Consider the following 22648-nt stretch of genomic DNA (forward strand, 5'->3'; position numbering starts at 1 on the left):
CTATGGGGTTCATTAGTGATTTAACAATAAACATTACAGCTTTACGCATAAAAACTGGCGAAAAGTTGAATAAACTATATGCCGATATTGGAGATAAATCGCAGCTTACTACTTCGAATAAAACAAACTTAGTTCATGCTATAAATGAGCTAAATACAAATAGCCTTGGATTCGTAAAGAAAACTGGTGATACGATGTCAAGCAATCTTAATTTTAGTACAGATAATACAGGTATTGATCATAAAAACGATAAGAGGTTTATAATGTCTAGCACTAGTACTATTATCAGTGCTCAAGCTACAGGTAATCAAAGTACAGGTATTTTCTTTAGACCAACTAAATCAGATAATGCTAATGGTCAAATTCATATTAATGATGTGGGTGTACTTAGTACAAGAAATGAAATTAATACCATAGGATCGTCAGCTAGTTTATTAAGTTTATATAGAAACACTAGCGCTATAAACTCTTCAATTAAAATTAGTGTTACTGATGGAGATGTTTATACAGGGTTAGGAAATAAGGACGCATATGTAATAGGTAGTACACCAGATATCAATTCATCCTCAAATAGATGGGTGTGGTTTACTAGAGATGGCCAAATTGCTTCAAAACGAGATGGAGATTCATCTCAATGGAAGCAAGCTTATGATCGTGGTGATTTCAGAGATTATGGATTGGGTACCGCTACAACAACCTCAATCGCAATAAATTCAAATAGAAATAGAGGATTTTACGAAATACCTATAAATGACCCAAATTTACCAACTAATTTTGGAGGTACTATTGGAAATATGACAGTGCTTAAAGGCAATCATTTATTATTAACAAATAATGTTACTACTGGTACAGGCACAAAATTATTTTATGGGGTTTCTACTGCTTCAAATAATGCTCCTACAAATTGGATTGAATTATTACATACTGGTAATACTCCTAATGTAGTAACAGATTTAGGTAAATCAAGAAATCCTAATATTGGAGATCGTATTACAAAAGTTGTAAATGGTGTAGCTACTAACATAGACTATATAGGAACTCAAGTAATAGATATTAGGAGTACAACAAGTGGACTTGGATCAAATGGTAGTGCAGTATATATGCCTTCTTCTTTAAATATACCAAATAGTACATCTTTTACTTTATTTCATAATTTAACAACACCTAGTTTTAATAATTGGTATTCTAGTATAATTACAAAAGGTTGGACTAGTACTTATGCTTCTTGGAAAATAACAGGGTACGCGGGTGCAGAAACTAATAATGATTTAGATTTTTATCTAAGTCATACAAAAGTTGATGGAGTTTGGGGTAGAGATAGAAAAATTTGGGATGACTTGAATCTTCCTAATCCTGCAACTCGTCAATGGGTAGAATCTCAAGGGTTTTCTAAACAAACACTTGTAGCAGGAACAAATATTCAAATAAATGGTAGTACAATTTCTGCTACAAATACTACCTATGCTACTGGTACTTTAGCATTATTAAATACTGGAACTAATACGAATAACCATGTTTATTCTCCAAAAGTTATATCTGATTTTGTTACAGCCAAAATTACTCAAGGAGCCGATTCTATTTGGGAACATACGGCACAAGGAGGATTGAGAATTAGAAATTATGACTCTTTGGCAACTCGTGATGGAGCTATTGCAATTGGCCGTGGTGGTGGAGCAACTAAAACAAATGCCATCCAGATTGGCACAGGAGGTAATAGTGATGGAAATCATGGTGTACAAATAGGATATTTAGGTGTTAATTTAGGTAAGTACGGTGTATCAGTCGGTTCTTATTCTTCTAATAATGTAATGGAAGGAACTACTATTGGTTATTCATTACTAAATAACCAACGCGGATGTACTGTCGTAGGCAGATTTAATGATCCTACAGTAATCAATGTGTCAGAAACAATAACACCTAATAGTCCTTTATTTATAATAGGTAGTGGCGAATCTGAAATGATTAGATCAAATGCTTATGTGATGAATAATAATGGTGTTGGTACTTTTAGTAATAAACAAAAATATAGTTCAAACGTAACATCTTTCACTGGTAAAGAAATACCTACTGCAGAATGGGTTTTAGCTAACGGAGGTAGTAGTAATGGTGCGGAGGATTATATCTCTAGTAATGGTTCTCAGATATCACAATTCAGTGAATCAACAGCGAATAATAAACTAAGTACCTCCCCACTAAAAGCGAGTGGTGAGATTCTAGGGGAACAAGATATTATTGGATATACAGCTCCTACCCTTGTTTATTTAGGTAATGACGGTAAGTGGTACAAGTGGAATAGTAATGGAAATGCTGAATATGCAAATCTAACAACTACTGCAGGATTAGGCATCGCAATCAGCAACAAAGAAGTACTGTTAAGAGGTTATTACTATAGAACAATCTCTACAGAACTCACTACTTTGATGAATAGTGCTAATAGGTTTCACTCTTTCAATAAAGGTTCATTATATGCATCTCCAAGTACGAGTTCTACGGAAAGAGTTTTTGGTTATAAGTTAAAAAATAATATAGGATACTTTAATCCTTGGATGTTTAAATAATAGAATATGCCAACAAAAATAAAATTAGTAGCGGTTAATGACAATATACCACCAGAAGTTTTAGGTGATGTTAGAATAAGAGTTGTTAGAGGTCAGACAGTAAGTATTACTAGAGCTGACCTAACCAACTCTACTCCCGAATATTACCATGAGTTCAATAGACCTTTAGGAGGTGTAAAAATAGTTAGAGAAGGTAACAGATTTGAAAATATACTAATGCCAGGAGGTACAGGAGCAATAGCTACTTTATTAAACAATAATGCTGCTATATACGCCAATGGTCCTAATGCGTCTATATCAAACGGTGAAGTAACTAGAGCAACTTTAGATACTAATAACTTTAAGGTTAGAGGCAACAACATAGGTAGTGATTATGTAGAATTTGTTGCAAGTTCATATAATAATACTGCCAATACAGTATCTGGTTATAATAGGGAGCCTGCTAAATTGTTTATAGATGTAGTATCAGGAACTAATAGACCTCCTAGTGCTATTGGTGATAACTTAATAGAGTGCCCTATTGGTACGTTAGTACCTATAAGTTTAGCAGAATTTACAACTAATACTACACCTCCGTATAGAGATCCTGAGAATGATCCACCTCTAAAGGTAAAGGTTGTCACAATACCTCCTAGAGCAATACTAACTCATAATGGGGAAAGAGTATCTAACGGAGATGAATTTTTAGCTACTGATCTGAGTAGAGGTGAAATGAAAGTATTTTTCCCTCCAGGTACAGCAATTAATACTGAAGATGCTATTGTATTTGATGTAGCAGACGTTGGAAGTGGTCAATATTCAGGTTTATAATTATGGCAAAGATAAGATTAAGAGCAATAAGCGATCGTCTTAGTTCTTCAATAAGAACAGGTACAAACATATTTACATGGTCTGACTATGATATAGAAAGATACAATCAGTTAGATAGTGTAAATCAACGTGCAGGTAAAGGATACCGACTAGGAGTTAATGATGTTACAACAGATACATTTCCTCCATATATACCGAATGCAGGTAGAAAATTTGAAGCGTTAAAAATAGTCGAAATGAATACTATTAGTATACGATCTTTTCTACCGGGAATACCTATAAGGGATTTATCAGTTGGTGATATTATACCAAGAGATCATCTAGAGAGAGGTCTTATTGCAGTATCTTATGGTGGAAGTTCAGGTCAATATGAGACAAGAGTGGGATATGTAGATTTTCTATGGTCAGATGACGGAGTCAACTTCACTGAAGATACACGTCAAAGATTTTATCATATGCACGCTAGGAATGTTGATTATAGACCTAGCACACACGCTACTATTAGATTTAATAATCAAAACTACTTCAATATGTATAACACTGAAAGAGTTCAATATATCACACCTGATGATTTAAGAAACTCTTTAAGTTTCGAAGTAAATAACGCAACACTAACAAGTGACAGTCCAATAGTATTAGACTTCTTCAATACATTTCTAAACTCTCAGATACCTGCTAAATTACACATACAAGAAATAACAGGTAAAAATTGTTTAAAGTATTTTGGGGAATTAGTAGAAGTTGGTATGAAAATACCTTTTGAAGGTTTTAGGCAAAACAAAGTAACTATGGATTATAGTTTACATGACCCTACAAAACCTATGGAGATGAGAGTCTATATAGGAGAAGCAGCAACAGGAATATTTAGGGAAGATCCTTTAATTTAATAACTAAACAGAAATGAAAACAGAATCAAAAAAAACTCAAGAAACGAAATCAGTTGAAGAAACAGTAAACAAAATTTCAGTATTACACTTAGCTAAACTTCAAGCATCCAATGCAGAGATGGAGAAAGTTGATAAGCAAGCTATAGATATTCATTATCGTAGAGCCGAACTCAAACAATTACAAGCCCTCCTTGATGTATCGACAGAAAAGACCTTAAAGGAAAGAAACGACTTGTTTAATGAGATCTATGCAGCATACGGAACATTGAATATCGATTCGGAAACAGGAGAAATTAAAAATATGGAGTAATGAATATACAGCATTTATTTGTTAGGACAATGCTACTAACTGAGCCATGTGTTAAGTTTTCCGATAGGCTAGATTACTACTTATCCTTGATCACTCGATTAGCACCAGTCGCCTTTATTTTAAGTCAAATAAATTGGTGGTTTACAGAAAATCAACAGTTTGGAATTTTTATGATTATTGCATTAGCTGTTAATATGGGAGTGGGTGCAGTATTCCATTTAGTAAAAAAAAGCTTTAGTTGGTGGGATTTCTTGGTTAGAAATGCCTTCATGATACTAGCTGTATCTGTAGTATATATAATGCTGGAAATGCTAAGATATACAGCAGGCGATAATCTAGTTGGAGAATTGTTTAAGATATTAATCCAAATAACAACTTTACTCTACCCAACATCAAAAGTTTTAAAAAACATCCACATTTTAAGTAGGGGAAAATACCCTCCAGCTTTCATAATGGAAAAGCTGTATAATTTCGAGAAGAATGGCGATTTAAAAGCCTTCTTTGATAGTAAGAATAAAGAAGAATAGTTTTACAAATAAGTAAACTACATATTTCGAGAAGAAGGATATCTTGAACCCCTTCTTCTATTTTGGACTAAAAACAAAATGTCACAAGACAAAGTATTCCCTTCAGCGGGACATCACGACAAGGATCCAGGAGCAGTTGCTAATGGATTTGTCGAAATGAAAGAAATGGATGCCTTCAGAAATTTATTGATCGAGTACTTAATGTACAAAGGGCATCGATACATTACAGATGAAAACTGGGAAACTAACACCCAATATCAAAGCAGAATTAAGCCAGTTAAAGGCGATGTGGTCCTAGATATGCACCTCAACGCAGCTTCACCTTCAGCAACCGGATGCGAGGTATTTGTTTCCAACAATGCAGGTCAAACCTCCAAAGACTTTGCAAAAGAATTAGTCGATGGTTGTTCTTGTATTATGCAAATTGCTAACCGTGGAGTAAAGCCAGAAAGTCAATCCGCTCGAGGAAGATTAGGTATTCTAAACAAACCAGGTACCGCTGCTCTTATAGAGTTCTGTTTTATCACCAACGTAAATGACATGAAAGCTTTTCACAGCAAACAAATGGAATTAGTACAATTTGTTGGTGATTTATTAATCAAGTACGATCAAAATAAATAGCCATGAGATATACATACATTTTATTTGCTTTGTTACTCGTTGGTTGCGGTTCGCGTAAAGTAGATTTACAAAAGCGAATCAATGATATCGAAACTAATCTAAAGGTAAAGATTAAAGAACTTGAAGTCGAAAGAAGCAAAATGAAAATCTATGAAAGCTCAAGGGTTTTCAAAGCCGATTCGATAGTTGAAAAAGACGGTAAACGCACAATCTACAATCCTAGTTCCGAAGAGAAAGAAAAATCAAAAGAAGAAAGTACTGAAAAGGAAAAATCAAAAGAAGAGAATATTCAAGAAAACACTAAAGACAAGAGTACAATAAAAGATAAAACAGTTGACAGGAAGCAGTTCAACTGGTGGGGTATTATTATACCAATTGCGGTAATAGTATTTCTAATTTACATTTTCAGAAAACCATTGAAAAAAGTAAGCCGACTGTTTTAGTCGGCTTTTGTACTTATAATTAATATAACCCTGGAATACTATTGTAAAATGATTCAATATTGTCTTTAATTTCAACTACATCATCTATAACTTGTACATCTTCAGTTACTTCAATACAGTTTATTTTTTCTGTTAAAACTTGATCTACTGGGATTACATAGTTATTTTTAGTACTAAAGTCTCTTGCAATTAATTCTAACTCAAATTCTATCTCTGATGTGTTATGTTCAATAAGCATATCAATCTTTATTATATCGAAATCCTTCTGTACCAAAGGAGTGTCTAATTCCTCAAATACATTAAGATATTTTTTATTAGATAATTTACGTACCCCTTTGGTAAATTTGATTCTTACTTGAGAATGTTCTATAACTTTTAATCCTGTATTCTTTAAGTAAATTTTAATTGTAACAAAAGAACGATTAATATGGGTATTAGGTTTAAGTATATCGCTATGAATATTCTTTAAATAACTAAATTTTGAGACTGCCTCTGCAATGTACTTAAATTGCTCTGGTATTATTTCTTCTTCCTTCTTTTTATACTTAGTTACTTCTTTTATAAAATTAGGTTTAAGTATTTTAGGTTCAAAAAAAACTGTTATATCATATTCTGTCCTTGAGCTTAATCCACATAAATACCAATTAAGAATATTAGGATATTCTTCTAATAAATCTTCGATATCTTCCCAACAAAATAAATCAATACTAAAACCTCCTGCTTCAATAGATTTAATATTTTGTTCTCTAATATATTCTTCAATTCGTACATCTTTATTTGAAGAAGTTGCAAAAATAAATTCCCCTAACTGAGGTTTAAAGTTTTTAGCTAGTTTAATTTCCCTATCAATTTCAGCTATAGTTAATTTAGCATCTGTATAATCATCTTTTCCTTTACATTGTATACCAAAATAATGTTGTTCTCCTTTTGGCTTCCCATAGATATCAACACCACTTTGAGATTGTCCAGATCTACCATTTTTTTTAATTTTAATTGGTATCTGCCACATTTCTCCCCAAAGTTTTTTACACAAACTTTCAAAATCTTGCCAATTTACCGGCTTTCTTATACTTTTTTTCATCAATGTAAAATGCTTAAATTATTTACTCTCTCAAATCTCGATTCAGTTCGTAAGTTAAGAAATAATAAAAGAAAGTAGCTTTCATCGATTTGGTTAACCCGCGATTCCCCGAGAACATTTCACTCAAGGAACTCTTATCAATGGCTAATTGCTTGATTAAATCATTTCGTTTGATTCCAAATTCATCCATTTTACTCTCTACCCAACCAATGGATATATCATCCACTTGGAGAGAATAAACAACGGGAATAATCTTTGCATCAGGAAACACTTCGCGTGCTCGTTCATGCAATTGCTTTTGGTTCAAAATAAAGCCATTTACCAACCTAGATTGAGTAATCTTTACTTGGTTATCCTCCAAGATATCAATGTCAATTCCTGCAGCTCTATAAGCTGAGATTGACTTATTTTGTGATGCTGTCAATGTTTTCATAACGTAAATTATATAATAGCAAGGGCGGGAGGTGTTACCCTCCCTATTTTATTTTAATTTCTCTAAGATTTGTTAGGTCAAAAATTGCTAGTTGTTCGTTTTCTTTTGCAAACTCTATTGCTTTTTGTAGTTCAGAGTTTTTGAAGATTTTAATACTATCGAAGTAGTATTGTTTGTTTTCATCATTTAACCACCCTCCAACTATTTTTTGATGATTTAAAGAGTGTTTAATTACCGTTTGAAGTGATTGCTTACCGAAGCTGTTTTGTGTTTCTAGGTATGCAACACAGATGCCAAATTTGATTGGTTTCATTGTTTCGATGTTAAGGGTGAAACCGTAAGGATTGTTTTGTGAGTATTCCCAAACTCTCTCGATTAAATTTTCCATTTTTGTAACTTGTTTTGTTTAACGTTATATCAAAGAACCCTTGCTTGTTTTGTTAGAACAAATATAAAACAAAAGTTTGTGAATCGCAAACTTTAAAACAAAAAAAGATAAAAAAAAACTGCTCTTTTTTAGAACAGTTTTAGACGTTATTTATAATTTATGAAATCAATACTTTCAATGCGTAAGGTCTTCCAACGGATATCTTGACATCTCCTTTCTTATTATAGCTATTATCAACTAATCCAGCACTATAAAACTCATTCTTATCTTCTTCAAAACAACCTGAAAATCTAGGTGTTTTCCCCATTCCATGAGTCTTAGCCGATATAATGTAATAATATCCTCCATCTCCGCGCTCTTTCCAATCATCTAAATTAATTGTGTGTGGGTAAACATTAGGTATTATAAGAGATATCCCAGCTAATATAAAGCCAAGAAAAGTTGCACCAAACGCAACTATTTGTTTTATATCACTCCAATCTGTTGGAACTACTGCAAATGTAACACCAATAACAAGAAGAACGATATATGCTCTAATTAACAATTTCCTTTTATTCATAACTACTTTATTTAATACCCATTCTTAAATCAGCTCTAGACTCACACAATTCGTCTTGCTCTTTAACTAAATAAGGAACATCCATAGGAGTATCTAACACCTGAATGTAATAAGATACCTTCGTTCCCATTTCGTCGGTCTCAGTAAAGATTTTCTTAACCACACATTGGTAATCGATTCCACCCGTATGAAACCAAACGAAATCGTTCAAATCATATCGATTGTGGGTTAATCCGTTGACTGAGGGTTTTATGTATCTATTTTTTTTCATAGCAATTTTTGTTAAACAAATTTACTCTTTTTCTTTAAATAAATAGTTCATTCCAATCAAAATAAGGTACATTATAAAACTAAAAATGAACAATTTAAAAGGAGTTATTACAAAATCAAATATACTATTCGCTCTTGTAATCAACCATTGACCTAATGCAAAAATCATAAACATGGCTATGATAAACTGAAAGACTTTAATTAGTTTTTGTAGGATCTTCATTTTGCTGTTTTGTTTCGTTATTAATCAACTCTAATTCCTCTTCAGTGTTTTGATTCATATCCAAATACTCGACAGCTGTTCGCTTACTCATCACGCCAGATGTTACCGCTTGAGATACTGTTTCAACTGCTTCTTTTAAGTCCGTAGGAAGAATTGAATTAAACTGGATATCGTAGAACAAATCAGATGCTTCACTAGCTAATTTCGTGTTTGTGGTGGTGGTAATCCCACCGATCAAAATATTGATAATACGCTCAATCATCGTGCGGTTGTCGCCCTCGTTTAAAGACGCTTTGATATTAGAATCCAAAAACATAAGAGTTAAAGCAACACCCGAAATATTTCCAAGGCCCTTTACATTATTGAATGAAAGATTAACTGTTGAAGTGAGCCCATATATTAAGTCCTCAAGCTTATCAAGTTCCAATTTAACGCTATCAGACGAATTAGGATTTGTAATTAGCTCCACATCTCCTTTTATTTCATTACCATCATCGTCAAATTTGATAGGAATCATCCACGCTTTACCATCTTCATCCTTTTCAGGGGCATTCTGCACATCTCCAAAGATTTTCACCATTGGATGTGCTGTATAATCATTGGATCCACATAATTTAGATAGAGTCACTTCAATTCTATCAATTAAGCTAATCGCATCATGCCACTCTGTATTTTCTTGGTCTACATAATCAATGGGAATCCTATCGAATCCATGAGGTTCTTTCTTTACTTCATCATTCTCAGAATTTGTTTTGTAAACATTTGTTTTATCATATATCCAGGTATGTGTTACAGACTTTTCCTTGTTGGTTACTTTGAATTCCCAAACAAATGCTTTCATATCACCTAGGTCGTCGAAATAAGGAAACATTGAGCCTTTTCTATTATCTAACAGCTTTACTTTAATTTGCTTTTTAACATCGGTAAAACCAAGTTTTGTAAATGCCTTTTTGATAAAAGAACTCTCTTTTATATCAGAAATATAAAAGAGTAACGCACCTTCAGTTTGGGCTTTCTTTAAGTAAACTAACTTCTGAATCAAATGATCAATTCGATTAGATACCCAAAGTTTCTTTACTAAATCTGGTAGTTTTGATTTCTTATTGTCTGTATTCGCTGTAAGGGTAACAGGTTTTCCAACCTCAAAAGCAGTCGAATTGGTTACTATCTTTTTTTGAAAAGGAATAGACAACTTTACTTGAGGAACATTCTTTGTCCCGGATTCAGTTTTAACCATTTTATCCTTTTGAACATTTCCGACTTGCGCGTCCCGGATGTCCCTTTCATTTTTGTAAAACTCGCTGATTATTTGATCAATTTTACCGCGGTCTTTACCTTTCGATTTAAGCACTGCAATAGCAGCATTCTTGTCTTTTTTTAATTCATCTAAAATGTTTTCCATTAAATATTCATTCCCTTCAAAACTGACGAGTCAGTTCCATAAACAGTACTTTGATTGCTGTTATGTGAAATATGGCCATATCGAACCGCATCCCAAATGTGATTGTACTTGTCGATAGGTTGGTTAATCATTATGCCGTTAACCTCTTTGTATTTATAATTTTCTTTTTCCTTTTTTACCTCTTTGTAAAGATGATTCTTTACACAGTGTATTTTCTTTTTCTTCATAGAACCAAGCCAATACATAACAGACTTGCTTTTCTTGATTTTGAATGCCTTTTTAAACCCATGTTTTTTCAATCCCTTAACCATTTCAATGGTACCTTTGTTTTCTCCAGTGTATTTGTCAGCAGAATCACATGCAATAAGGTCTTCTACGTCAACTCCAACTGATTCGAAAAAAGAAGCGAGTTCACCATCTGTTTCTATGGGCTGGTATGAAAGAGGTTCAAACCAAATGTTATAATCATCCTCTGCATATTTAACCAATACATTCGGATCCGTTGTAAAACCAAAGTCATTAGCGTATGTATAAGCCATGTCGGGAAATTCATTAATCCATGTTAAATGCTGAATGATTAATCCTTTCATTGCTCCACGTAGACCTAGACCGTAAATTTTCCAATATTCAGCATCTGCTGTTCCTGCATTTACATTATCTACATGAATTGGCGGTTGATTCTTTTCGTCTATTGGTTTGCCTTTATACAATAATTCCCCATCAAGCGTGACTTTATACGTTCCAGGCTTCCAAGGTTCTGTTCCTAATATCTTATTTCTCTCTTGAATCTTTATGTATGGATTTTGTCTAAATGTTGTTCTTAAAAAGCCTACATCAGGTCTATTTATAACATTATCAAATACCCAATGGTCTGTAAAAGAAGGGTTGTAATCAGCCCACCAAAACTTACGACAACGCATTTCAACCTGATCAAATACCGTTTTTTTGATATGCATCACCTCATTGAAAAAAGCATAGTCACAACCTCCACCGTGCTTTCCATCTCCTAAGAAGGAAATAGTATTTTTACCGATTTTAAATGATTTTACTTCTTGTGCATCATCGAATGGGTTAGGTAGACCGAAATCGTCTAGGCGGCGCTTAAAATCATCGTAGAGCGTTGTTTTAAACTCGTTATACGTTTCACGATAGATGTTTATAGTACATTTTGTTTCCACGAATAAACAAAGCCAAATAATAATATCAACACCCGACCATGTTTTACCAGAACGCGATGAACCCTCTAAGAGCACACCGCGATATCCTGATTTTAATTTGCCGTATTCGTCATATTGTTGGGTTGTAATGGACTCATAAAGGAATTTATAGTTTGGATTGGTTAAGGCACTCCATTCGGGAAATAAACCATCAATTAACTCCAATTGCTCTAATTCAATAATCTCCTCATCAGTCAGTGCACATTTATCAGCCATTATCTAACTTCTTCCTAAGTTCTTGAAGTCTTGACTTTCTTTCATCATTAGACATGACAAGAACTGAAGTCTTTTGGGCGTTATCCTTTTGATACCCGCCCAGGTGACGCATAAGCTTTTCAGCAGCATCTAATTTTCGAACAATCTTTACTTTTTGAACTTGGCCAACAGACTTTTTATCGGATCCTGAACCTCGGAACTCTTCAAAGGTTTCGACCTCTGAAATCATTTGCCGCGCATGGATAGGTATTTGATGAATAGGTTTTAAGCAGCCTTGGTCGTCGTAGAGTTCTGCAATATCGAATCTAACCATGTCAGCCAACGAGCTTACTATCTCATCAATAGTAATTTTGTTTCGTTCCGCAACAACACTTTGCAGTTGTTCTATCCTCGTCCTAATATCGTCCCTAAGAGATAGTACGTATGCTTTGTTATTAATCGTTTCATCTTTCATCTTTGAACAGTTATAACTCATACGATAAGCTGCAGACTTATTTCCAGTTTGGATATAGGCCTGACAAAATGCTTCTTGCTTAGGAGTTAGTTTAATGTTCATGATGAAGAATGATTAAGAAATAGAAATAAAGGCTAAATGAGCATTATCTATTGTAGTGCCTTCGATGACCTGCTCAACAACATCCAATACAGCATAACCGATTTGCTCTGGATTAGAAGTTTCTTCTCCATTGACAAATAGTTTCCCGTTTTTGATTTGAATGATTGTTTCTGTGTTTTCTGTTTCAGGACCTGTTGGTGTAGATCCTTCTTCGATAGTTCCCATTTAAGTTTTAGGAATCAGTGCCTTGTTATAGGCGAAATATATGTCTTGTAAGACATTAACAAAAATAGATAAAAATCGTGTAATTGCAAAAGGTAAAATTAGGGTATAAAAAAAGCGGCTATAAAAACCGCTTAAATATTTCATTTATTTACTAAACGTTTGATTATATGTTTTAAATTCCATATAAACTATCAATTCTTCCCCCAATTTTGTAGTATGTATGGCTTTTGCATCGGGATTACTTCTTTCTCCATGAATAGGTTCATCTACTAATACCCCAAATTCAATAAGATCAATAATTTTACCTTTCAATTCTCCAATAATCGTATGTGTTTCTTCAGATAAGGATATAACTCTAAACAAATCTAATAATTCATTTTTTTTCATACTTTCATACAAGGAGTTTAATTGATCATTAGAAATGTGACAATAATCAACACCCTTTAACCAAAACAACATCTTTAGTCCTTTAGGTGTGAACTCTAAATTTTCTATTTTGCTTGCTATTGTATTAGTTGTTGTTTTGGTCTTGCATAAATCTAAATCAACAAACAAATCTATCATAGATGTTGTTGATGCTTTTAAATTATACCCCTGTTTAACATATATATCCGTTAATGCATTTAAAATAGATGGAATAGATATTTTTAATTTTTTTCCTTTTTTAAGTGCCCATAGAAGTAGTCCGGTATAATGTTGAATCTCTTGATCAATAGTTACATGGTTCTGAACACCAGATACACTATTTTTGAAATTATTCAGATCATCAACTTTTTGAGTTATTATTTCATGAGCTTTTTTATATTCATCATTTGAACTCACTAACTCAACTATTTTAATTTCATCTTGATGTTTTTCTTCTGTGAGGCTAGTCACTTCATTATTTAAAGTATCTCTTTCTTCTTCTAATTTGTTTTTTTTATCTTCAAGTTCTGAAATTGTTTTAATCCCAGTTTTAACTTCTAAAACTCTGTATTCTTTTTCGGCTTTTTTTAATTCAATTTCTAAAGCTGTATCATTTCTTTTTTTTGTGATTTTACTTAGTGATAATTCTATTACAAGCATTATAAAAGGAAAAACAAAATTACCTACAGCAGCTATTATTAATGGATATAAATATCTGGTGGGTTCAAATCCATTTTGTTTGATAATTTTTATTACATATTCAATAGGGTAATTTGATTTCCATATGAACAAAATTATATCCCAATTCCAAACGATTAATATTACAAAATAATAAAAGAAAATAGGCATTTTAAGCCTATCCATTGTATATTCTTTTATTTCTTGAAGATTACTTTTTATATCATCCATTAGAGAAAAGTTTAAACAACAAATATAATCACTAAAATAGTATTTACTATAGAATAAAAAAGATGTCTTAATGTAAGATAACACAACTCTTGTTGATTGGCCTTTTTAAGCCATCTGTGTAAAATCAACTTCTTTATTTTACTGTCTTGATATACGAAGACAGTAATTAATTATTGGAATTAATGGAATTAGTCTTAACTTAGCTATAGTTCATTTTTTTAAAACCATAATTATAAACAACTGACAAACAGACATCAACATGATTTAACAATAGGGAATGAGTGAATTTTAGGGGTATTATTTTATTTCGTAATTTTACTAAATGAAAAAAGCCGAAGGTGAGAGTTCGGCTTAGTAATTATTGCCCCACACGTTTATGAGGGTATTTAAAATATCATAGACACTTAAAATTCTAAACAGATATGACAGAATTTATTATGGCGCTATGTACATTAATTGTTGTAGCGAAAGTATTTGAGAAAAACTAATTTTCAAGGGCAGTGTTAGCGCACTGCCTTTTTTTAACTCAAAACTCTTTTACAAATGTAAAATATTTTTCACACTTAAACAAGAAAATGTAAAATAGTTTTTACATTTAAACATTCATTTACAGTCTAATATCACATATTCAGCTTATCATAATACCAAAAAAAAGCAGGTAATAATACAACGATAGCTCCTAACCATAGTACAAGGAACCTCCATATATCGTCGGTATTCCCTATCTTGATAAAAACCATACCAACTAATACAATTGATACAGCTAAAAGTGGTTTTAGTTTTTTTCTCATAATCCTAGTTCTTCGATAAATTTGACTATTTTTTCGTGGGTATTAGCTTCTTGTATTTCTTGATCATTCAATGATCTACGCGCATCATCATACCCTAAATCATGCTCTATCATTTTTCTAGAACGGTATCTTCCTGCAATCATTTTTAATATTGACTTAGAATTCAATGATTGTGCAAATTGTTCTCCTGATCTAAAACCTTTCTTATAGGCTTCAATAACGCCTAGGTTTACCTTTTTTACATCTTTAGCATATTTATATGCTTGTGCTGTTAATTCACTGTCTGTCATAATTTAATTTCTAATTCTTTTTCTGTAAGGACGAAATAAAGGTTCTGGAGTTGGTGTAAAAACCTAACTTCTGTAACTATTGGCAACACATGATTTACTAATTCAATAATAAATTGTCCGTGAAAAAATGTAGCATGTATTTCCATTCTCAAATTAGGTATAGGTAGGAAATAAATTACACTTGAACGTGTCTTATTCTTTCTGAATCCACATTGCAGCAACCTTTCTTCTGTTAGTTCAATTGGCTTGATGAACTCATTCAATTGCCCAATCTCTAACCCTTTTAAATCACCTTTGGTAGGCATTACCCTTATGGATGAATCAGAAAAAGGAAATGACTGTTTTTGATCACTGGTTAGTGTTTTCTTTTCAATTCCTGTAACTATAACAGGAACGTTTTTTAGTTTTGGATGGTACCTTTGATTATCAACTAACACTAAGTTTCCCAACCTCAATTCGCTTGCTTGTATCATAACTCTATTTGGTTAATTGCGGTTTTGGTTAATTGTCTACTTTTTTCTTCTGTTGTAACTAGGTCTTCAATCAGATAATCAGCTTCTTCCAAGTCCAAAGAAATAACGGTGCCTTCATTTAATCTAAAGGATATGATTTCATCATCTGCATCCCAAAACCATCCCTTAAATAAAACACATTCTCTGGCTTTTCTGTATTCATAAGCTTCTGGTGTATTTTTACTTTTTATAGGCTCTTTACTAAATCGGTCTAATAAAAATTCGCTTATAATTGGTTCATCTAAAACATTCCCGTCTAAATCACACGGAATAAACATCCCTAATTTTAAAGGTTGTTTTAAAAAATCAGCATATCTAGTTATTTTCCAAAATGCTTCTTTATACGTTTGCATTGGATCCTTTCTTTGTTCCAAAACAAAATCTATCATTGGTATTAATTTCATAACTTCAACTTTTTAAAAATTTGTTCAAATAAATATTGCGTATAATACGCTTGAAATTCATCGTTTTTCAAGTCTAAATCCTGATTCACATAGTCAAACATCATATTGACCAAATGCACTACCTCGTGCACTAAAATACCGATGGAAAACCGACTTGGTTTTAGTACTAAATAAAGATTGTCTTCAACTGGAGATCTATATACAAATGCTGTTGTAGTTTCTGTATTAATAAGATCATGTTTCTTTATTAAATCAGATATATCATCTTTAAAAACAACATTTATTGGTTGTTTAAATATGGGACACTGTATAGTGAATTTCATAATTTGTCTTTTACTTCATCCAATAAAGGAATTACTGTTTCTAGAATTTCTTGTTTGTTTCTTAGGTCATTGAAACATTGTTTTATGGCCTTGTGAATTGACCTATTCTTTTCTTTGATTAAATAATAGTCGCATACAACATTCTGTATATATCGATTATAACCAAGTTCCGCGATGAAGCTTTTAATCTGTTCTTCTTGATTTATTTGCTTCTCCATACTTTTGATCATAACATTCTTCACTACATACAACACATAAGGCTGTTAATTTTTCTTTCATAATACTTGGAATTAAAAAAGCACTCGTAATGAGTGCTTTCCTGTTGTTTTAATTTTCTTCGATTGCTACTATTTTCTTGGACCATTCAATAGCTTCTTCTGCATTTTCAACTGCGAGCCAAATGAATTGAGTTCCTAAGAAAAGGCAAATTCCCTTGTTTGCTCCTGTGTCGCCTACTAATAGTTTAGGTTCATACTCTTCGTCGTATTTTTCATCGAATTCAGCTTTTGCTTCATCACTGAGAATACTTTTCTCATAATAGAAATAAGGATCTTCCGATTCTTCAATTTTTTTAAAACCAAGAGGTAAAAACTTCTCATCGTTCTTTTTAAAAAACTCTTCTCTATTCATCTTAACTATTTTTGTGTTTAACAAACAAACGATCATTGCTATCATAGTTCCAACAATCAGGACAAAAATGATCATCTCTATTTTTTATCCAGTCAGATTTCAATGCAATTTCTTCTGCTAAATTTTCATCAGCATATGCTTGTTTAAAATCTTCTCCACAGTTATCGCATGAAACTGTATACATTTCTACTTTTTCTATTGACATTATGTTTTGCCGATTACTACAATCGGGAAGTTTTATTCGTTAGCTATTCTCCTTATTTCATCTATGATATAATCTTCTTCTGTCATATCATCACCAGTAAAGGTGTGTTGTTGCTCGACATATTGTTTTGCATCACTAACTAAATCTTGACAGAAATGCCTAATGTTATTATTATTTTTTTCTGTTATGAAACGATGTATGTCACGTTTTGTGTAACTTGGTTGATCACTTAGTGCTATTGTACATTTATCAAAAAATATGTTTAGCCTCTCTTGCTTTGTTGCGGGAACGTTATCTGTTTTGTCCATAATTCCGAACCACTTACTACAAGTGGGAAGTTTTAGAAGTAAAAGACCTTCAGTAAATGAAGATCTTTTGATTTATTATTGCCCTAAAATAATTGGAGTTTTCCCGTCTGTGATAATTACTTTATTGCTAGTAGTTCTCATTGCTTCAATCCACTTTTCTTGCAATACCTCTTTAGTTAATCCTTGTGAGGTAATTCGATTCGTTTCTGCGTCAATTTTGGCTTTTTCCAATAGCATCTTAGAGGTTTCCAACTGATTCTTTACTTCGTTTGCCTTTTGTATCGCGTTATTTCGTGCTTCAATTGCGTTGGCCATACTTTGCGGAGGTGTTAATCCACTAGTTAGTGTATTAAGCCTAAAATACTTTGATTCGAATTTTACTACTAGGGCGGTTTCCACTTGTTTTTCAAACGATCCTAAATTATTCATCAAGGAATCTGTAGTATAGTTTCTTGCTACTTCTCTGTACGTATCAACAACTAATTTATTCAGGATGTTGTTTTCTACATTGTCGAGAAAATCACTCCCCGTGCCAAGATGTTTGTAGTTTAAGATAATTTCAGGCCCTTTACCACGCATGGCTTGATAGGTATAAGAAGGATCTACTTTAAATACTCCCGCGTCTTTTGCAGAAATGTTGACTTGGTCTGCATCACCTTTTTGTTCAAACATAGGCACTTCGTATAGTTCAGATCCTGGTCCGAGTGGTCCTTGCGCTCCGGTCACGATTTTAAAACTTTCGATTCCGTTTCTACCAAATTCGGTCATCAATACTCCTTCGTAATTGGGTTCTGGTCTATTGCAAGAAGTTGTTGCAAATACTAATACTGCTGCAATAGCTAAAAATTTGATTGTGTTTTTCATTTTACTTGTTTTTAAAAATTTTGTTATATGGTATTACTATTAATACTCCGATGATGATAATTAAGAATCCAATACCAAGTAATGGGTAGGTGGTTCTAAAAAGGAATTGTGCTATAATCAATACTAGAATAATTGATACGCAGAAAATAAATACTCTCATTGTTTACATTTTTTAAAACGGTAAATCATCATGATTACCTTCGTTATACTGTGGTACTGGAGGGAACTGTTGTCCTTGTGGAGCTTGTTGTGCAAACTGATTTGGCATTCCTTGATTGCCTTGGGGGTGTTGGGCAAAACCGTTTCCTTGTTGAGTGTATTGCCCCGTGGGCGGTTGCTGATAATTATGCTGTTGTGCATTATTAGGTATATTCAAGCTTTCAATTTTCCACCCTTGAACTGTATTGAAGTATTTTACTTCACCTTGTGGAGATGTCCATTCTCTTCCCCTTAAATTGATATAAACTTTAACGGCATCTCCTGGACGAAACATGTCTAATAAATTCACCTTATCTTGATGAAACTCGATTAAAATGTCTTGTGGGTACTGTTCTTCAGTAGTCAATACAAGTTCTCTTTTTTTGAATGCTTGACTAACATGTTGTGGTTGGCCAATCATTTTTACTCTTCCTGATATATCCATTATGTATTTTGTTTTGAAGTGAAAAGTTTTCCAAGCTTATTAATTGCTTGTTTTTGTTGTTCATGAGAAGGATGTGTGTAAATTTCTAAAGTCATTTTGATATCAGAATGACCAAGCATAGAACTAGTTGTTTTAACATCGATATTAGATGCAATACAGTTACTAGCAAAACTGTGACGGAGTCCATGAAAAGTTATTTTCGGAAGACTTAATTTTTCTAACACTACAAAATAGTGATTGCGCAGTAATCGATTATCTAATGGTTTGTCAGAAAACTTGCTAGAAAAAATATAGCTCGTTAATGATTTATTAGGCGCGTATGTATTGACAAGTAAATCTAAAATAATCTGGGGAACAGGAAGTTTGCGTGTGCTTGATTTTGTTTTAGTTGTTCCAATATTAATACGAGTTTTTACTACGTTATTATTTGAATCTAAAACAGCTACTCGTTGGGCTGTTCTACTTATGGATACCATTTTAGAGTTAATATCAAAATCGCCAAATTGTAGCCCCGTAACTTCACCTATTCTTAATCCTAGGCTAAGTCCTACTAAAATTGCAAAATAATAAATGTTCCCATTTGCATGTTCAAGAAGATAACTTCTGAGTTTTTTTATTTTGAAAATATCGAGAACATCTTGCTTTTTCATATTTCATCAATTATGATTCAATCCAAAGTTTGAACTCTGCTTCAAACACATTTTTGCCTAAACCAGCAATACCTTCCGAAACATTTTTGTAGCCTTTAAATATTGCAAATTCATGTTTTTGCGCATATACATCACCAGGTAAAGCTTTAGGCTCGTCTGATTTCTCTATATTAATAACTCCTGAAGGTAGATAAAGACCTTTAGATGCTTTAAAAGCATCAATTTGAACCTTAGCATTACTTATAATTGTACCAGCAATTTCATTAATTACTTTAGCATCTTCACGTTTAATTTTACCTTCTCTTAGCTGATTCATTGTATCAAAAAGAGTATTATTCAGTGTTGTTAAATCATTCATCTGTTATGTCTTTAAGTTGTTTTTTTAATTTACTATTAAGCCTAATCGCTTGTTTTATGTCAGCAGGATATCGCTGAATGGTATTTCGTCGCATTAGTTCTGCATTGCTTATACATTCTAAGTTATCCAGTTGGCAGTCTAAAGAGTTTCCATTTTTGAATACAATATTTTGACCTTTAGAAATCTTTCCATTAGTTGTTTCCCATATCCAAACATGTTTAAAAAGGAGTTTTTTGTTCCCTGGTAGTTTTATCATCCAATAAACCTTTCCGGAGGAATCTCTTCGTTGTACCTCTTCGAAATCTTTCTTAGCATTAGCAGGTACATTTCCTTTCTTAAAAAATGTGTGTTTCATTTTTTCGTAAACTTCTTTGTTGATTTTTTTCCCTTTATTATGGGGAACACTACCTTTTTTAATTTGATTTCTTTTAGCTCCTTCATTGAATTGCATATTGTAACGTGAGTTATCTCTTATCCATTCAATGTCTTTTTTTAAACCCAAGGACCAAGCTTTATTACGTATAGCGTAGATTGACATTTTAAAATCATCTGCGATTGATTGCGTTAAAGTGGTTGGGTAAATTTCTTTTAACTTTTGTTCTAGTTCTGATGTCCATATGTATTTATTCTTTTTTTTCATTTTTTACACTTCTAATTCTTGTAGGATGTTTTTTAAATCCGTAACAAAATCTTTATAATTGATCGTTGTGTATCGAAGAACACACCAACCATCAATTTGAGCGAGATTATATTTTGTGCAATCACTCGTATAACCTAAAACAGTTGTGTGTCCTGACTTCTTACTCATCAAGCCTTCATATTCAACTGCTATTCTCAATGATTTTATTTGGAATGAAATATCAAAACGGAATCTTCTTTTGGAGTGGAATTTTGTTTCCGTTTCGTAAGGGATTTTTAGAATTGAAAGATGGTTTTTTATAAATACCAATCCTTCGGGATCTCCCTTTGGTAGTTTTGTTTTTGTTTGCTTCTTTGTTTTAGGAGGCTTAGGCAAGATTCCTCTGACAATCAAATCTGATTCTCTCCAATTCTTCATTTTGTAGTTTGGAATCTAAAAGAAATATATCAGCTCCTTGATGGTTTTATTACTGATTGCTTGGGGATAGTTCTTGTAGCAGTAGCTTTCTGAAGAGCTTTGCTTATAGCTGCCTGTACGGGTTTCAAAATTCCTAAACAGAATACTGCATCATCTATAGATCTAGTACTTCCTGGTTGAATTCCAAGCTCTGTAAGGTCTTTGTTTAACTTGTTTAAGCCTTCGATTAATTTTTCTTTCTCTGACATAACTATACTTTTTTATTAATTAATGCGTCAACTAATTTTTGCGTTTTTAACCGAGTATCAAGCGTCTCATCAATACAATCTTGACATTGTTTACTACATGAGTCTGGATGCAGTATTTTAATCTGATCTTTTAAAGGCACTCCTGTATTCTCTAATTCTTTAGCCGCGTTATTGTACTCATCAATACAAAAATCAGTACCTGTATGTATTTTACAATAGAATGTTTTTTCCATTATTCCTAAGTTTTTCAATATCTACATTCCACAGATTAAGTTGCCCTTTTACATTCAAGATAGGTTCTTCAAATAAAACATGGTTTTTTAAAACCCAATTCCAAATTGGTTTTGTTCCAGTTGTAGCAACTTCAGCCCAAATAGAAGGATGGTTTTGAACACAATCGACAATCTCAACTTTACCGATAATAGCACCTTGAGGAGCTTTAACTAAATCTTTATTCAGAAATGCATGAGCTAAATCAATGTTTTTCTCAGACATCATTTCATTAAATTGAAAATAACTGAGGTCTGAGTGTTGATCATATTTAGCAGATGCATGGATATAAAACTCTCCTCTGTACTTTGTGTACCAAGTTCTATTTTCAATGTCTTTTATTCCATGAGCAATCATTGATGCCCAAGGTTGCATGATTGATAATGCTTTTTCCATATTTTACAATATAATTTGTGGAATATTTCTTTTTGTGCCTCTATCACGATACACCCAACCCGATGTTATGTAGCCGTTTCTAGCGTTTCCTTTCAAATCGTATCGATCCTTAGAAAAAGATACTTTTACAAAACATCGTAATCCGTTGAATTGCTCAATCGTGTTTGTCTCATGGATATTGAACTGGTCAAGACGCAAAATAGTATTATTTGGATAAACCACCCTTTCACAATACTGTTTTCGCTCTTCAAAGTAATTAATCGATAGTTCATCGTCCATCGGAACGTTTGGGAATTCGCCTGAATAAAAAACAGTTGGCCGCTCATTACTCCAGATGTAATTGATATCATCTGTCATAAAACCATCTGAATGAATACCTGGGCGATTCAAATTCATTTCTTGAGTAACGTAAAGATGTTTTACAGTGAGATACAAATAGTGTTCTTTGAACTCTTGCGTACCGCGTAAACTGATAAAATCGTGATTGATTATCGTAAGTAATTCAATGATGAAATCATTGTCGATTTGATCAGGCAAACTAAATCCAAAGCAGTTTTTATCCTTTACAGGCAAATACTGATAGAACATCATTTCATCAATTCCATTCTGAATGGTTCCGACTTCCTTTGGCAAAGTTCCGTACTTCATGGCCTAGAAGA

34 protein-coding genes are annotated in these 22648 nt (G+C 32.8%); 7 read left to right on the forward strand and 27 right to left on the reverse strand.

The window, feature by feature from the left end; genetic code table 11:
* Positions 1–2: 2 nt before the first annotated feature.
* From ACPDG9_RS07730 to ACPDG9_RS07760, 7 genes are all read left to right on the forward strand, one after another.
* On the forward strand, positions 3–2558 hold the full coding sequence (locus ACPDG9_RS07730; protein WP_430527184.1) for a hypothetical protein: 2556 nt from the start codon (positions 3–5) through the stop codon (positions 2556–2558).
* A gap of 6 nt (positions 2559–2564) precedes the next feature.
* Positions 2565–3368 carry a hypothetical protein gene (locus ACPDG9_RS07735; protein ID WP_430527185.1) on the forward strand — a complete coding sequence of 268 codons (804 nt, stop codon included), beginning with the start codon at positions 2565–2567 and terminating at the stop codon, positions 3366–3368.
* A gap of 2 nt (positions 3369–3370) precedes the next feature.
* Positions 3371–4255, forward strand: coding sequence for a hypothetical protein (locus ACPDG9_RS07740; RefSeq protein ID WP_430527186.1), 885 nt, complete (start codon positions 3371–3373; stop codon positions 4253–4255).
* 13 nt (positions 4256–4268) lie between these two features.
* Complete coding sequence (locus ACPDG9_RS07745) at positions 4269–4565, forward strand: hypothetical protein (RefSeq protein ID WP_430527187.1); 297 nt, start codon at positions 4269–4271, stop codon at positions 4563–4565.
* Positions 4565–5092 (forward strand): hypothetical protein, encoded by a 528-nt coding sequence (locus ACPDG9_RS07750; RefSeq protein ID WP_430527188.1) that lies wholly within the window; start codon positions 4565–4567, stop codon positions 5090–5092. The genes ACPDG9_RS07745 and ACPDG9_RS07750 overlap by 1 nt, the downstream gene beginning before the upstream one ends.
* A 78-nt stretch (positions 5093–5170) precedes the next feature.
* Positions 5171–5713: an N-acetylmuramoyl-L-alanine amidase gene (locus ACPDG9_RS07755; protein ID WP_430527189.1), complete on the forward strand. Its 543-nt coding sequence runs from the start codon at positions 5171–5173 to the stop codon at positions 5711–5713.
* Positions 5714–5715: 2 nt separating this feature from the next.
* The gene (locus tag ACPDG9_RS07760; protein ID WP_430527190.1) at positions 5716–6156 is read left to right on the forward strand and encodes a hypothetical protein; all 441 of its coding nucleotides are present in this window, start codon (positions 5716–5718) and stop codon (positions 6154–6156) included.
* A gap of 19 nt (positions 6157–6175) precedes the next feature.
* Here the strand turns inward: ACPDG9_RS07760 and ACPDG9_RS07765 are convergent, their stop codons facing one another.
* From ACPDG9_RS07765 to ACPDG9_RS07895, 27 genes are all read right to left on the reverse strand, one after another.
* Positions 6176–7237 (reverse strand): hypothetical protein, encoded by a 1062-nt coding sequence (locus tag ACPDG9_RS07765; protein ID WP_430527191.1) that lies wholly within the window; start codon positions 7235–7237, stop codon positions 6176–6178.
* A gap of 22 nt (positions 7238–7259) precedes the next feature.
* Positions 7260–7670 (reverse strand): hypothetical protein, encoded by a 411-nt coding sequence (locus ACPDG9_RS07770; RefSeq protein ID WP_430527192.1) that lies wholly within the window; start codon positions 7668–7670, stop codon positions 7260–7262.
* Between the two features lie 43 nt (positions 7671–7713).
* Positions 7714–8058 carry a hypothetical protein gene (locus tag ACPDG9_RS07775; protein ID WP_353159356.1) on the reverse strand — a complete coding sequence of 115 codons (345 nt, stop codon included), beginning with the start codon at positions 8056–8058 and terminating at the stop codon, positions 7714–7716.
* A 157-nt stretch (positions 8059–8215) separates the two neighbouring features.
* Positions 8216–8617 carry a hypothetical protein gene (locus ACPDG9_RS07780; protein ID WP_430527193.1) on the reverse strand — a complete coding sequence of 134 codons (402 nt, stop codon included), beginning with the start codon at positions 8615–8617 and terminating at the stop codon, positions 8216–8218.
* A 7-nt stretch (positions 8618–8624) separates the two neighbouring features.
* On the reverse strand, positions 8625–8888 hold the full coding sequence (locus tag ACPDG9_RS07785) for a hypothetical protein (protein ID WP_430527194.1): 264 nt from the start codon (positions 8886–8888) through the stop codon (positions 8625–8627).
* Between the two features lie 196 nt (positions 8889–9084).
* A complete protein-coding gene (locus tag ACPDG9_RS07790) occupies positions 9085–10512 on the reverse strand; it encodes a phage portal protein (RefSeq protein WP_430527195.1) in 1428 nt (475 codons plus the stop codon).
* Complete coding sequence (locus ACPDG9_RS07795; protein WP_430527196.1) at positions 10512–11945, reverse strand: phage terminase large subunit; 1434 nt, start codon at positions 11943–11945, stop codon at positions 10512–10514. Before ACPDG9_RS07795 ends, ACPDG9_RS07790 begins: the two co-directional genes overlap by 1 nt.
* On the reverse strand, positions 11938–12501 hold the full coding sequence (locus ACPDG9_RS07800; protein ID WP_430527197.1) for a terminase small subunit: 564 nt from the start codon (positions 12499–12501) through the stop codon (positions 11938–11940). The genes ACPDG9_RS07795 and ACPDG9_RS07800 overlap by 8 nt, the downstream gene beginning before the upstream one ends.
* 12 nt (positions 12502–12513) lie before the next feature.
* Entirely contained in the window at positions 12514–12726 is a 213-nt protein-coding gene (locus ACPDG9_RS07805; RefSeq protein ID WP_430527198.1) for a hypothetical protein, read from the reverse strand.
* A gap of 144 nt (positions 12727–12870) precedes the next feature.
* The gene (locus ACPDG9_RS07810) at positions 12871–14040 is read right to left on the reverse strand and encodes a hypothetical protein (RefSeq protein WP_430527199.1); all 1170 of its coding nucleotides are present in this window, start codon (positions 14038–14040) and stop codon (positions 12871–12873) included.
* A 787-nt stretch (positions 14041–14827) separates the two neighbouring features.
* On the reverse strand, positions 14828–15121 hold the full coding sequence (locus ACPDG9_RS07815) for a hypothetical protein (RefSeq protein WP_430527200.1): 294 nt from the start codon (positions 15119–15121) through the stop codon (positions 14828–14830).
* Complete coding sequence (locus ACPDG9_RS07820) at positions 15118–15594, reverse strand: hypothetical protein (protein ID WP_430527201.1); 477 nt, start codon at positions 15592–15594, stop codon at positions 15118–15120. The genes ACPDG9_RS07815 and ACPDG9_RS07820 overlap by 4 nt, the downstream gene beginning before the upstream one ends.
* Complete coding sequence (locus ACPDG9_RS07825; protein WP_430527202.1) at positions 15591–16037, reverse strand: hypothetical protein; 447 nt, start codon at positions 16035–16037, stop codon at positions 15591–15593. The genes ACPDG9_RS07820 and ACPDG9_RS07825 overlap by 4 nt, the downstream gene beginning before the upstream one ends.
* A gap of 319 nt (positions 16038–16356) precedes the next feature.
* A complete protein-coding gene (locus ACPDG9_RS07830) occupies positions 16357–16578 on the reverse strand; it encodes a hypothetical protein (protein ID WP_430527203.1) in 222 nt (73 codons plus the stop codon).
* 109 nt (positions 16579–16687) lie between these two features.
* Complete coding sequence (locus ACPDG9_RS07835) at positions 16688–16990, reverse strand: hypothetical protein (RefSeq protein WP_430527204.1); 303 nt, start codon at positions 16988–16990, stop codon at positions 16688–16690.
* Position 16991: 1 nt separating this feature from the next.
* On the reverse strand, positions 16992–17195 hold the full coding sequence (locus tag ACPDG9_RS07840) for a hypothetical protein (RefSeq protein WP_430527205.1): 204 nt from the start codon (positions 17193–17195) through the stop codon (positions 16992–16994).
* Positions 17196–17227: 32 nt separating this feature from the next.
* On the reverse strand, positions 17228–17503 hold the full coding sequence (locus tag ACPDG9_RS07845; RefSeq protein ID WP_430527206.1) for a hypothetical protein: 276 nt from the start codon (positions 17501–17503) through the stop codon (positions 17228–17230).
* A gap of 75 nt (positions 17504–17578) precedes the next feature.
* Complete coding sequence (locus ACPDG9_RS07850; protein WP_430527207.1) at positions 17579–18367, reverse strand: SPFH domain-containing protein; 789 nt, start codon at positions 18365–18367, stop codon at positions 17579–17581.
* Between the two features lie 172 nt (positions 18368–18539).
* Entirely contained in the window at positions 18540–19010 is a 471-nt protein-coding gene (locus tag ACPDG9_RS07855; RefSeq protein ID WP_430527208.1) for a DUF3127 domain-containing protein, read from the reverse strand.
* Complete coding sequence (locus tag ACPDG9_RS07860; RefSeq protein WP_430527209.1) at positions 19010–19660, reverse strand: site-specific integrase; 651 nt, start codon at positions 19658–19660, stop codon at positions 19010–19012. The genes ACPDG9_RS07855 and ACPDG9_RS07860 overlap by 1 nt, the downstream gene beginning before the upstream one ends.
* Positions 19661–19670: 10 nt before the next feature.
* Positions 19671–20018, reverse strand: a complete 348-nt coding sequence (locus tag ACPDG9_RS07865; protein WP_430527210.1) for a hypothetical protein — start codon at positions 20016–20018, stop codon at positions 19671–19673.
* A complete protein-coding gene (locus tag ACPDG9_RS07870; RefSeq protein WP_430527211.1) occupies positions 20011–20658 on the reverse strand; it encodes an HNH endonuclease signature motif containing protein in 648 nt (215 codons plus the stop codon). Before ACPDG9_RS07870 ends, ACPDG9_RS07865 begins: the two co-directional genes overlap by 8 nt.
* A 3-nt stretch (positions 20659–20661) precedes the next feature.
* Positions 20662–21075: a hypothetical protein gene (locus tag ACPDG9_RS07875; protein WP_430527212.1), complete on the reverse strand. Its 414-nt coding sequence runs from the start codon at positions 21073–21075 to the stop codon at positions 20662–20664.
* Between the two features lie 29 nt (positions 21076–21104).
* Positions 21105–21323, reverse strand: coding sequence for a hypothetical protein (locus ACPDG9_RS07880; protein WP_430527213.1), 219 nt, complete (start codon positions 21321–21323; stop codon positions 21105–21107).
* A 2-nt stretch (positions 21324–21325) separates the two neighbouring features.
* On the reverse strand, positions 21326–21556 hold the full coding sequence (locus ACPDG9_RS07885) for a hypothetical protein (RefSeq protein ID WP_430527214.1): 231 nt from the start codon (positions 21554–21556) through the stop codon (positions 21326–21328).
* Complete coding sequence (locus ACPDG9_RS07890) at positions 21534–21989, reverse strand: ASCH domain-containing protein (RefSeq protein ID WP_430527215.1); 456 nt, start codon at positions 21987–21989, stop codon at positions 21534–21536. Before ACPDG9_RS07890 ends, ACPDG9_RS07885 begins: the two co-directional genes overlap by 23 nt.
* 3 nt (positions 21990–21992) lie before the next feature.
* Positions 21993–22637 carry a hypothetical protein gene (locus ACPDG9_RS07895; RefSeq protein ID WP_430527216.1) on the reverse strand — a complete coding sequence of 215 codons (645 nt, stop codon included), beginning with the start codon at positions 22635–22637 and terminating at the stop codon, positions 21993–21995.
* Between the last annotated feature and the right edge of the window lie 11 nt (positions 22638–22648).

This window comes from Myroides sp. C6-3, from assembly GCF_050522425.1.
GTDB lineage: Bacteria > Bacteroidota > Bacteroidia > Flavobacteriales > Flavobacteriaceae > Flavobacterium.

Bases quoted from the DNA above. Each gene is read 5' to 3' on its own strand.
- ACPDG9_RS07730 (WP_430527184.1), top strand. From the start codon at position 3: ATGGGGTTCATTAGTGATTTAACAATAAACATTACAGCTTTACGCATA.
- ACPDG9_RS07735 (WP_430527185.1), top strand. From the start codon at position 2,565: ATGCCAACAAAAATAAAATTAGTAGCGGTTAATGACAATATACCACCA.
- ACPDG9_RS07740 (WP_430527186.1), top strand. From the start codon at position 3,371: ATGGCAAAGATAAGATTAAGAGCAATAAGCGATCGTCTTAGTTCTTCA.
- ACPDG9_RS07745 (WP_430527187.1), top strand. From the start codon at position 4,269: ATGAAAACAGAATCAAAAAAAACTCAAGAAACGAAATCAGTTGAAGAA.
- ACPDG9_RS07750 (WP_430527188.1), top strand. From the start codon at position 4,565: ATGAATATACAGCATTTATTTGTTAGGACAATGCTACTAACTGAGCCA.
- ACPDG9_RS07755 (WP_430527189.1), top strand. From the start codon at position 5,171: ATGTCACAAGACAAAGTATTCCCTTCAGCGGGACATCACGACAAGGAT.
- ACPDG9_RS07760 (WP_430527190.1), top strand. From the start codon at position 5,716: ATGAGATATACATACATTTTATTTGCTTTGTTACTCGTTGGTTGCGGT.
- ACPDG9_RS07765 (WP_430527191.1), bottom strand. From the start codon at position 7,237: ATGAAAAAAAGTATAAGAAAGCCGGTAAATTGGCAAGATTTTGAAAGT.
- ACPDG9_RS07770 (WP_430527192.1), bottom strand. From the start codon at position 7,670: ATGAAAACATTGACAGCATCACAAAATAAGTCAATCTCAGCTTATAGA.
- ACPDG9_RS07775 (WP_353159356.1), bottom strand. From the start codon at position 8,058: ATGGAAAATTTAATCGAGAGAGTTTGGGAATACTCACAAAACAATCCT.
- ACPDG9_RS07780 (WP_430527193.1), bottom strand. From the start codon at position 8,617: ATGAATAAAAGGAAATTGTTAATTAGAGCATATATCGTTCTTCTTGTT.
- ACPDG9_RS07785 (WP_430527194.1), bottom strand. From the start codon at position 8,888: ATGAAAAAAAATAGATACATAAAACCCTCAGTCAACGGATTAACCCAC.
- ACPDG9_RS07790 (WP_430527195.1), bottom strand. From the start codon at position 10,512: ATGGAAAACATTTTAGATGAATTAAAAAAAGACAAGAATGCTGCTATT.
- ACPDG9_RS07795 (WP_430527196.1), bottom strand. From the start codon at position 11,945: ATGGCTGATAAATGTGCACTGACTGATGAGGAGATTATTGAATTAGAG.
- ACPDG9_RS07800 (WP_430527197.1), bottom strand. From the start codon at position 12,501: ATGAACATTAAACTAACTCCTAAGCAAGAAGCATTTTGTCAGGCCTAT.
- ACPDG9_RS07805 (WP_430527198.1), bottom strand. From the start codon at position 12,726: ATGGGAACTATCGAAGAAGGATCTACACCAACAGGTCCTGAAACAGAA.
- ACPDG9_RS07810 (WP_430527199.1), bottom strand. From the start codon at position 14,040: ATGGATGATATAAAAAGTAATCTTCAAGAAATAAAAGAATATACAATG.
- ACPDG9_RS07815 (WP_430527200.1), bottom strand. From the start codon at position 15,121: ATGACAGACAGTGAATTAACAGCACAAGCATATAAATATGCTAAAGAT.
- ACPDG9_RS07820 (WP_430527201.1), bottom strand. From the start codon at position 15,594: ATGATACAAGCAAGCGAATTGAGGTTGGGAAACTTAGTGTTAGTTGAT.
- ACPDG9_RS07825 (WP_430527202.1), bottom strand. From the start codon at position 16,037: ATGAAATTAATACCAATGATAGATTTTGTTTTGGAACAAAGAAAGGAT.
- ACPDG9_RS07830 (WP_430527203.1), bottom strand. From the start codon at position 16,578: ATGGAGAAGCAAATAAATCAAGAAGAACAGATTAAAAGCTTCATCGCG.
- ACPDG9_RS07835 (WP_430527204.1), bottom strand. From the start codon at position 16,990: ATGAATAGAGAAGAGTTTTTTAAAAAGAACGATGAGAAGTTTTTACCT.
- ACPDG9_RS07840 (WP_430527205.1), bottom strand. From the start codon at position 17,195: ATGTCAATAGAAAAAGTAGAAATGTATACAGTTTCATGCGATAACTGT.
- ACPDG9_RS07845 (WP_430527206.1), bottom strand. From the start codon at position 17,503: ATGGACAAAACAGATAACGTTCCCGCAACAAAGCAAGAGAGGCTAAAC.
- ACPDG9_RS07850 (WP_430527207.1), bottom strand. From the start codon at position 18,367: ATGAAAAACACAATCAAATTTTTAGCTATTGCAGCAGTATTAGTATTT.
- ACPDG9_RS07855 (WP_430527208.1), bottom strand. From the start codon at position 19,010: ATGGATATATCAGGAAGAGTAAAAATGATTGGCCAACCACAACATGTT.
- ACPDG9_RS07860 (WP_430527209.1), bottom strand. From the start codon at position 19,660: ATGAAAAAGCAAGATGTTCTCGATATTTTCAAAATAAAAAAACTCAGA.
- ACPDG9_RS07865 (WP_430527210.1), bottom strand. From the start codon at position 20,018: ATGAATGATTTAACAACACTGAATAATACTCTTTTTGATACAATGAAT.
- ACPDG9_RS07870 (WP_430527211.1), bottom strand. From the start codon at position 20,658: ATGAAAAAAAAGAATAAATACATATGGACATCAGAACTAGAACAAAAG.
- ACPDG9_RS07875 (WP_430527212.1), bottom strand. From the start codon at position 21,075: ATGAAGAATTGGAGAGAATCAGATTTGATTGTCAGAGGAATCTTGCCT.
- ACPDG9_RS07880 (WP_430527213.1), bottom strand. From the start codon at position 21,323: ATGTCAGAGAAAGAAAAATTAATCGAAGGCTTAAACAAGTTAAACAAA.
- ACPDG9_RS07885 (WP_430527214.1), bottom strand. From the start codon at position 21,556: ATGGAAAAAACATTCTATTGTAAAATACATACAGGTACTGATTTTTGT.
- ACPDG9_RS07890 (WP_430527215.1), bottom strand. From the start codon at position 21,989: ATGGAAAAAGCATTATCAATCATGCAACCTTGGGCATCAATGATTGCT.
- ACPDG9_RS07895 (WP_430527216.1), bottom strand. From the start codon at position 22,637: ATGAAGTACGGAACTTTGCCAAAGGAAGTCGGAACCATTCAGAATGGA.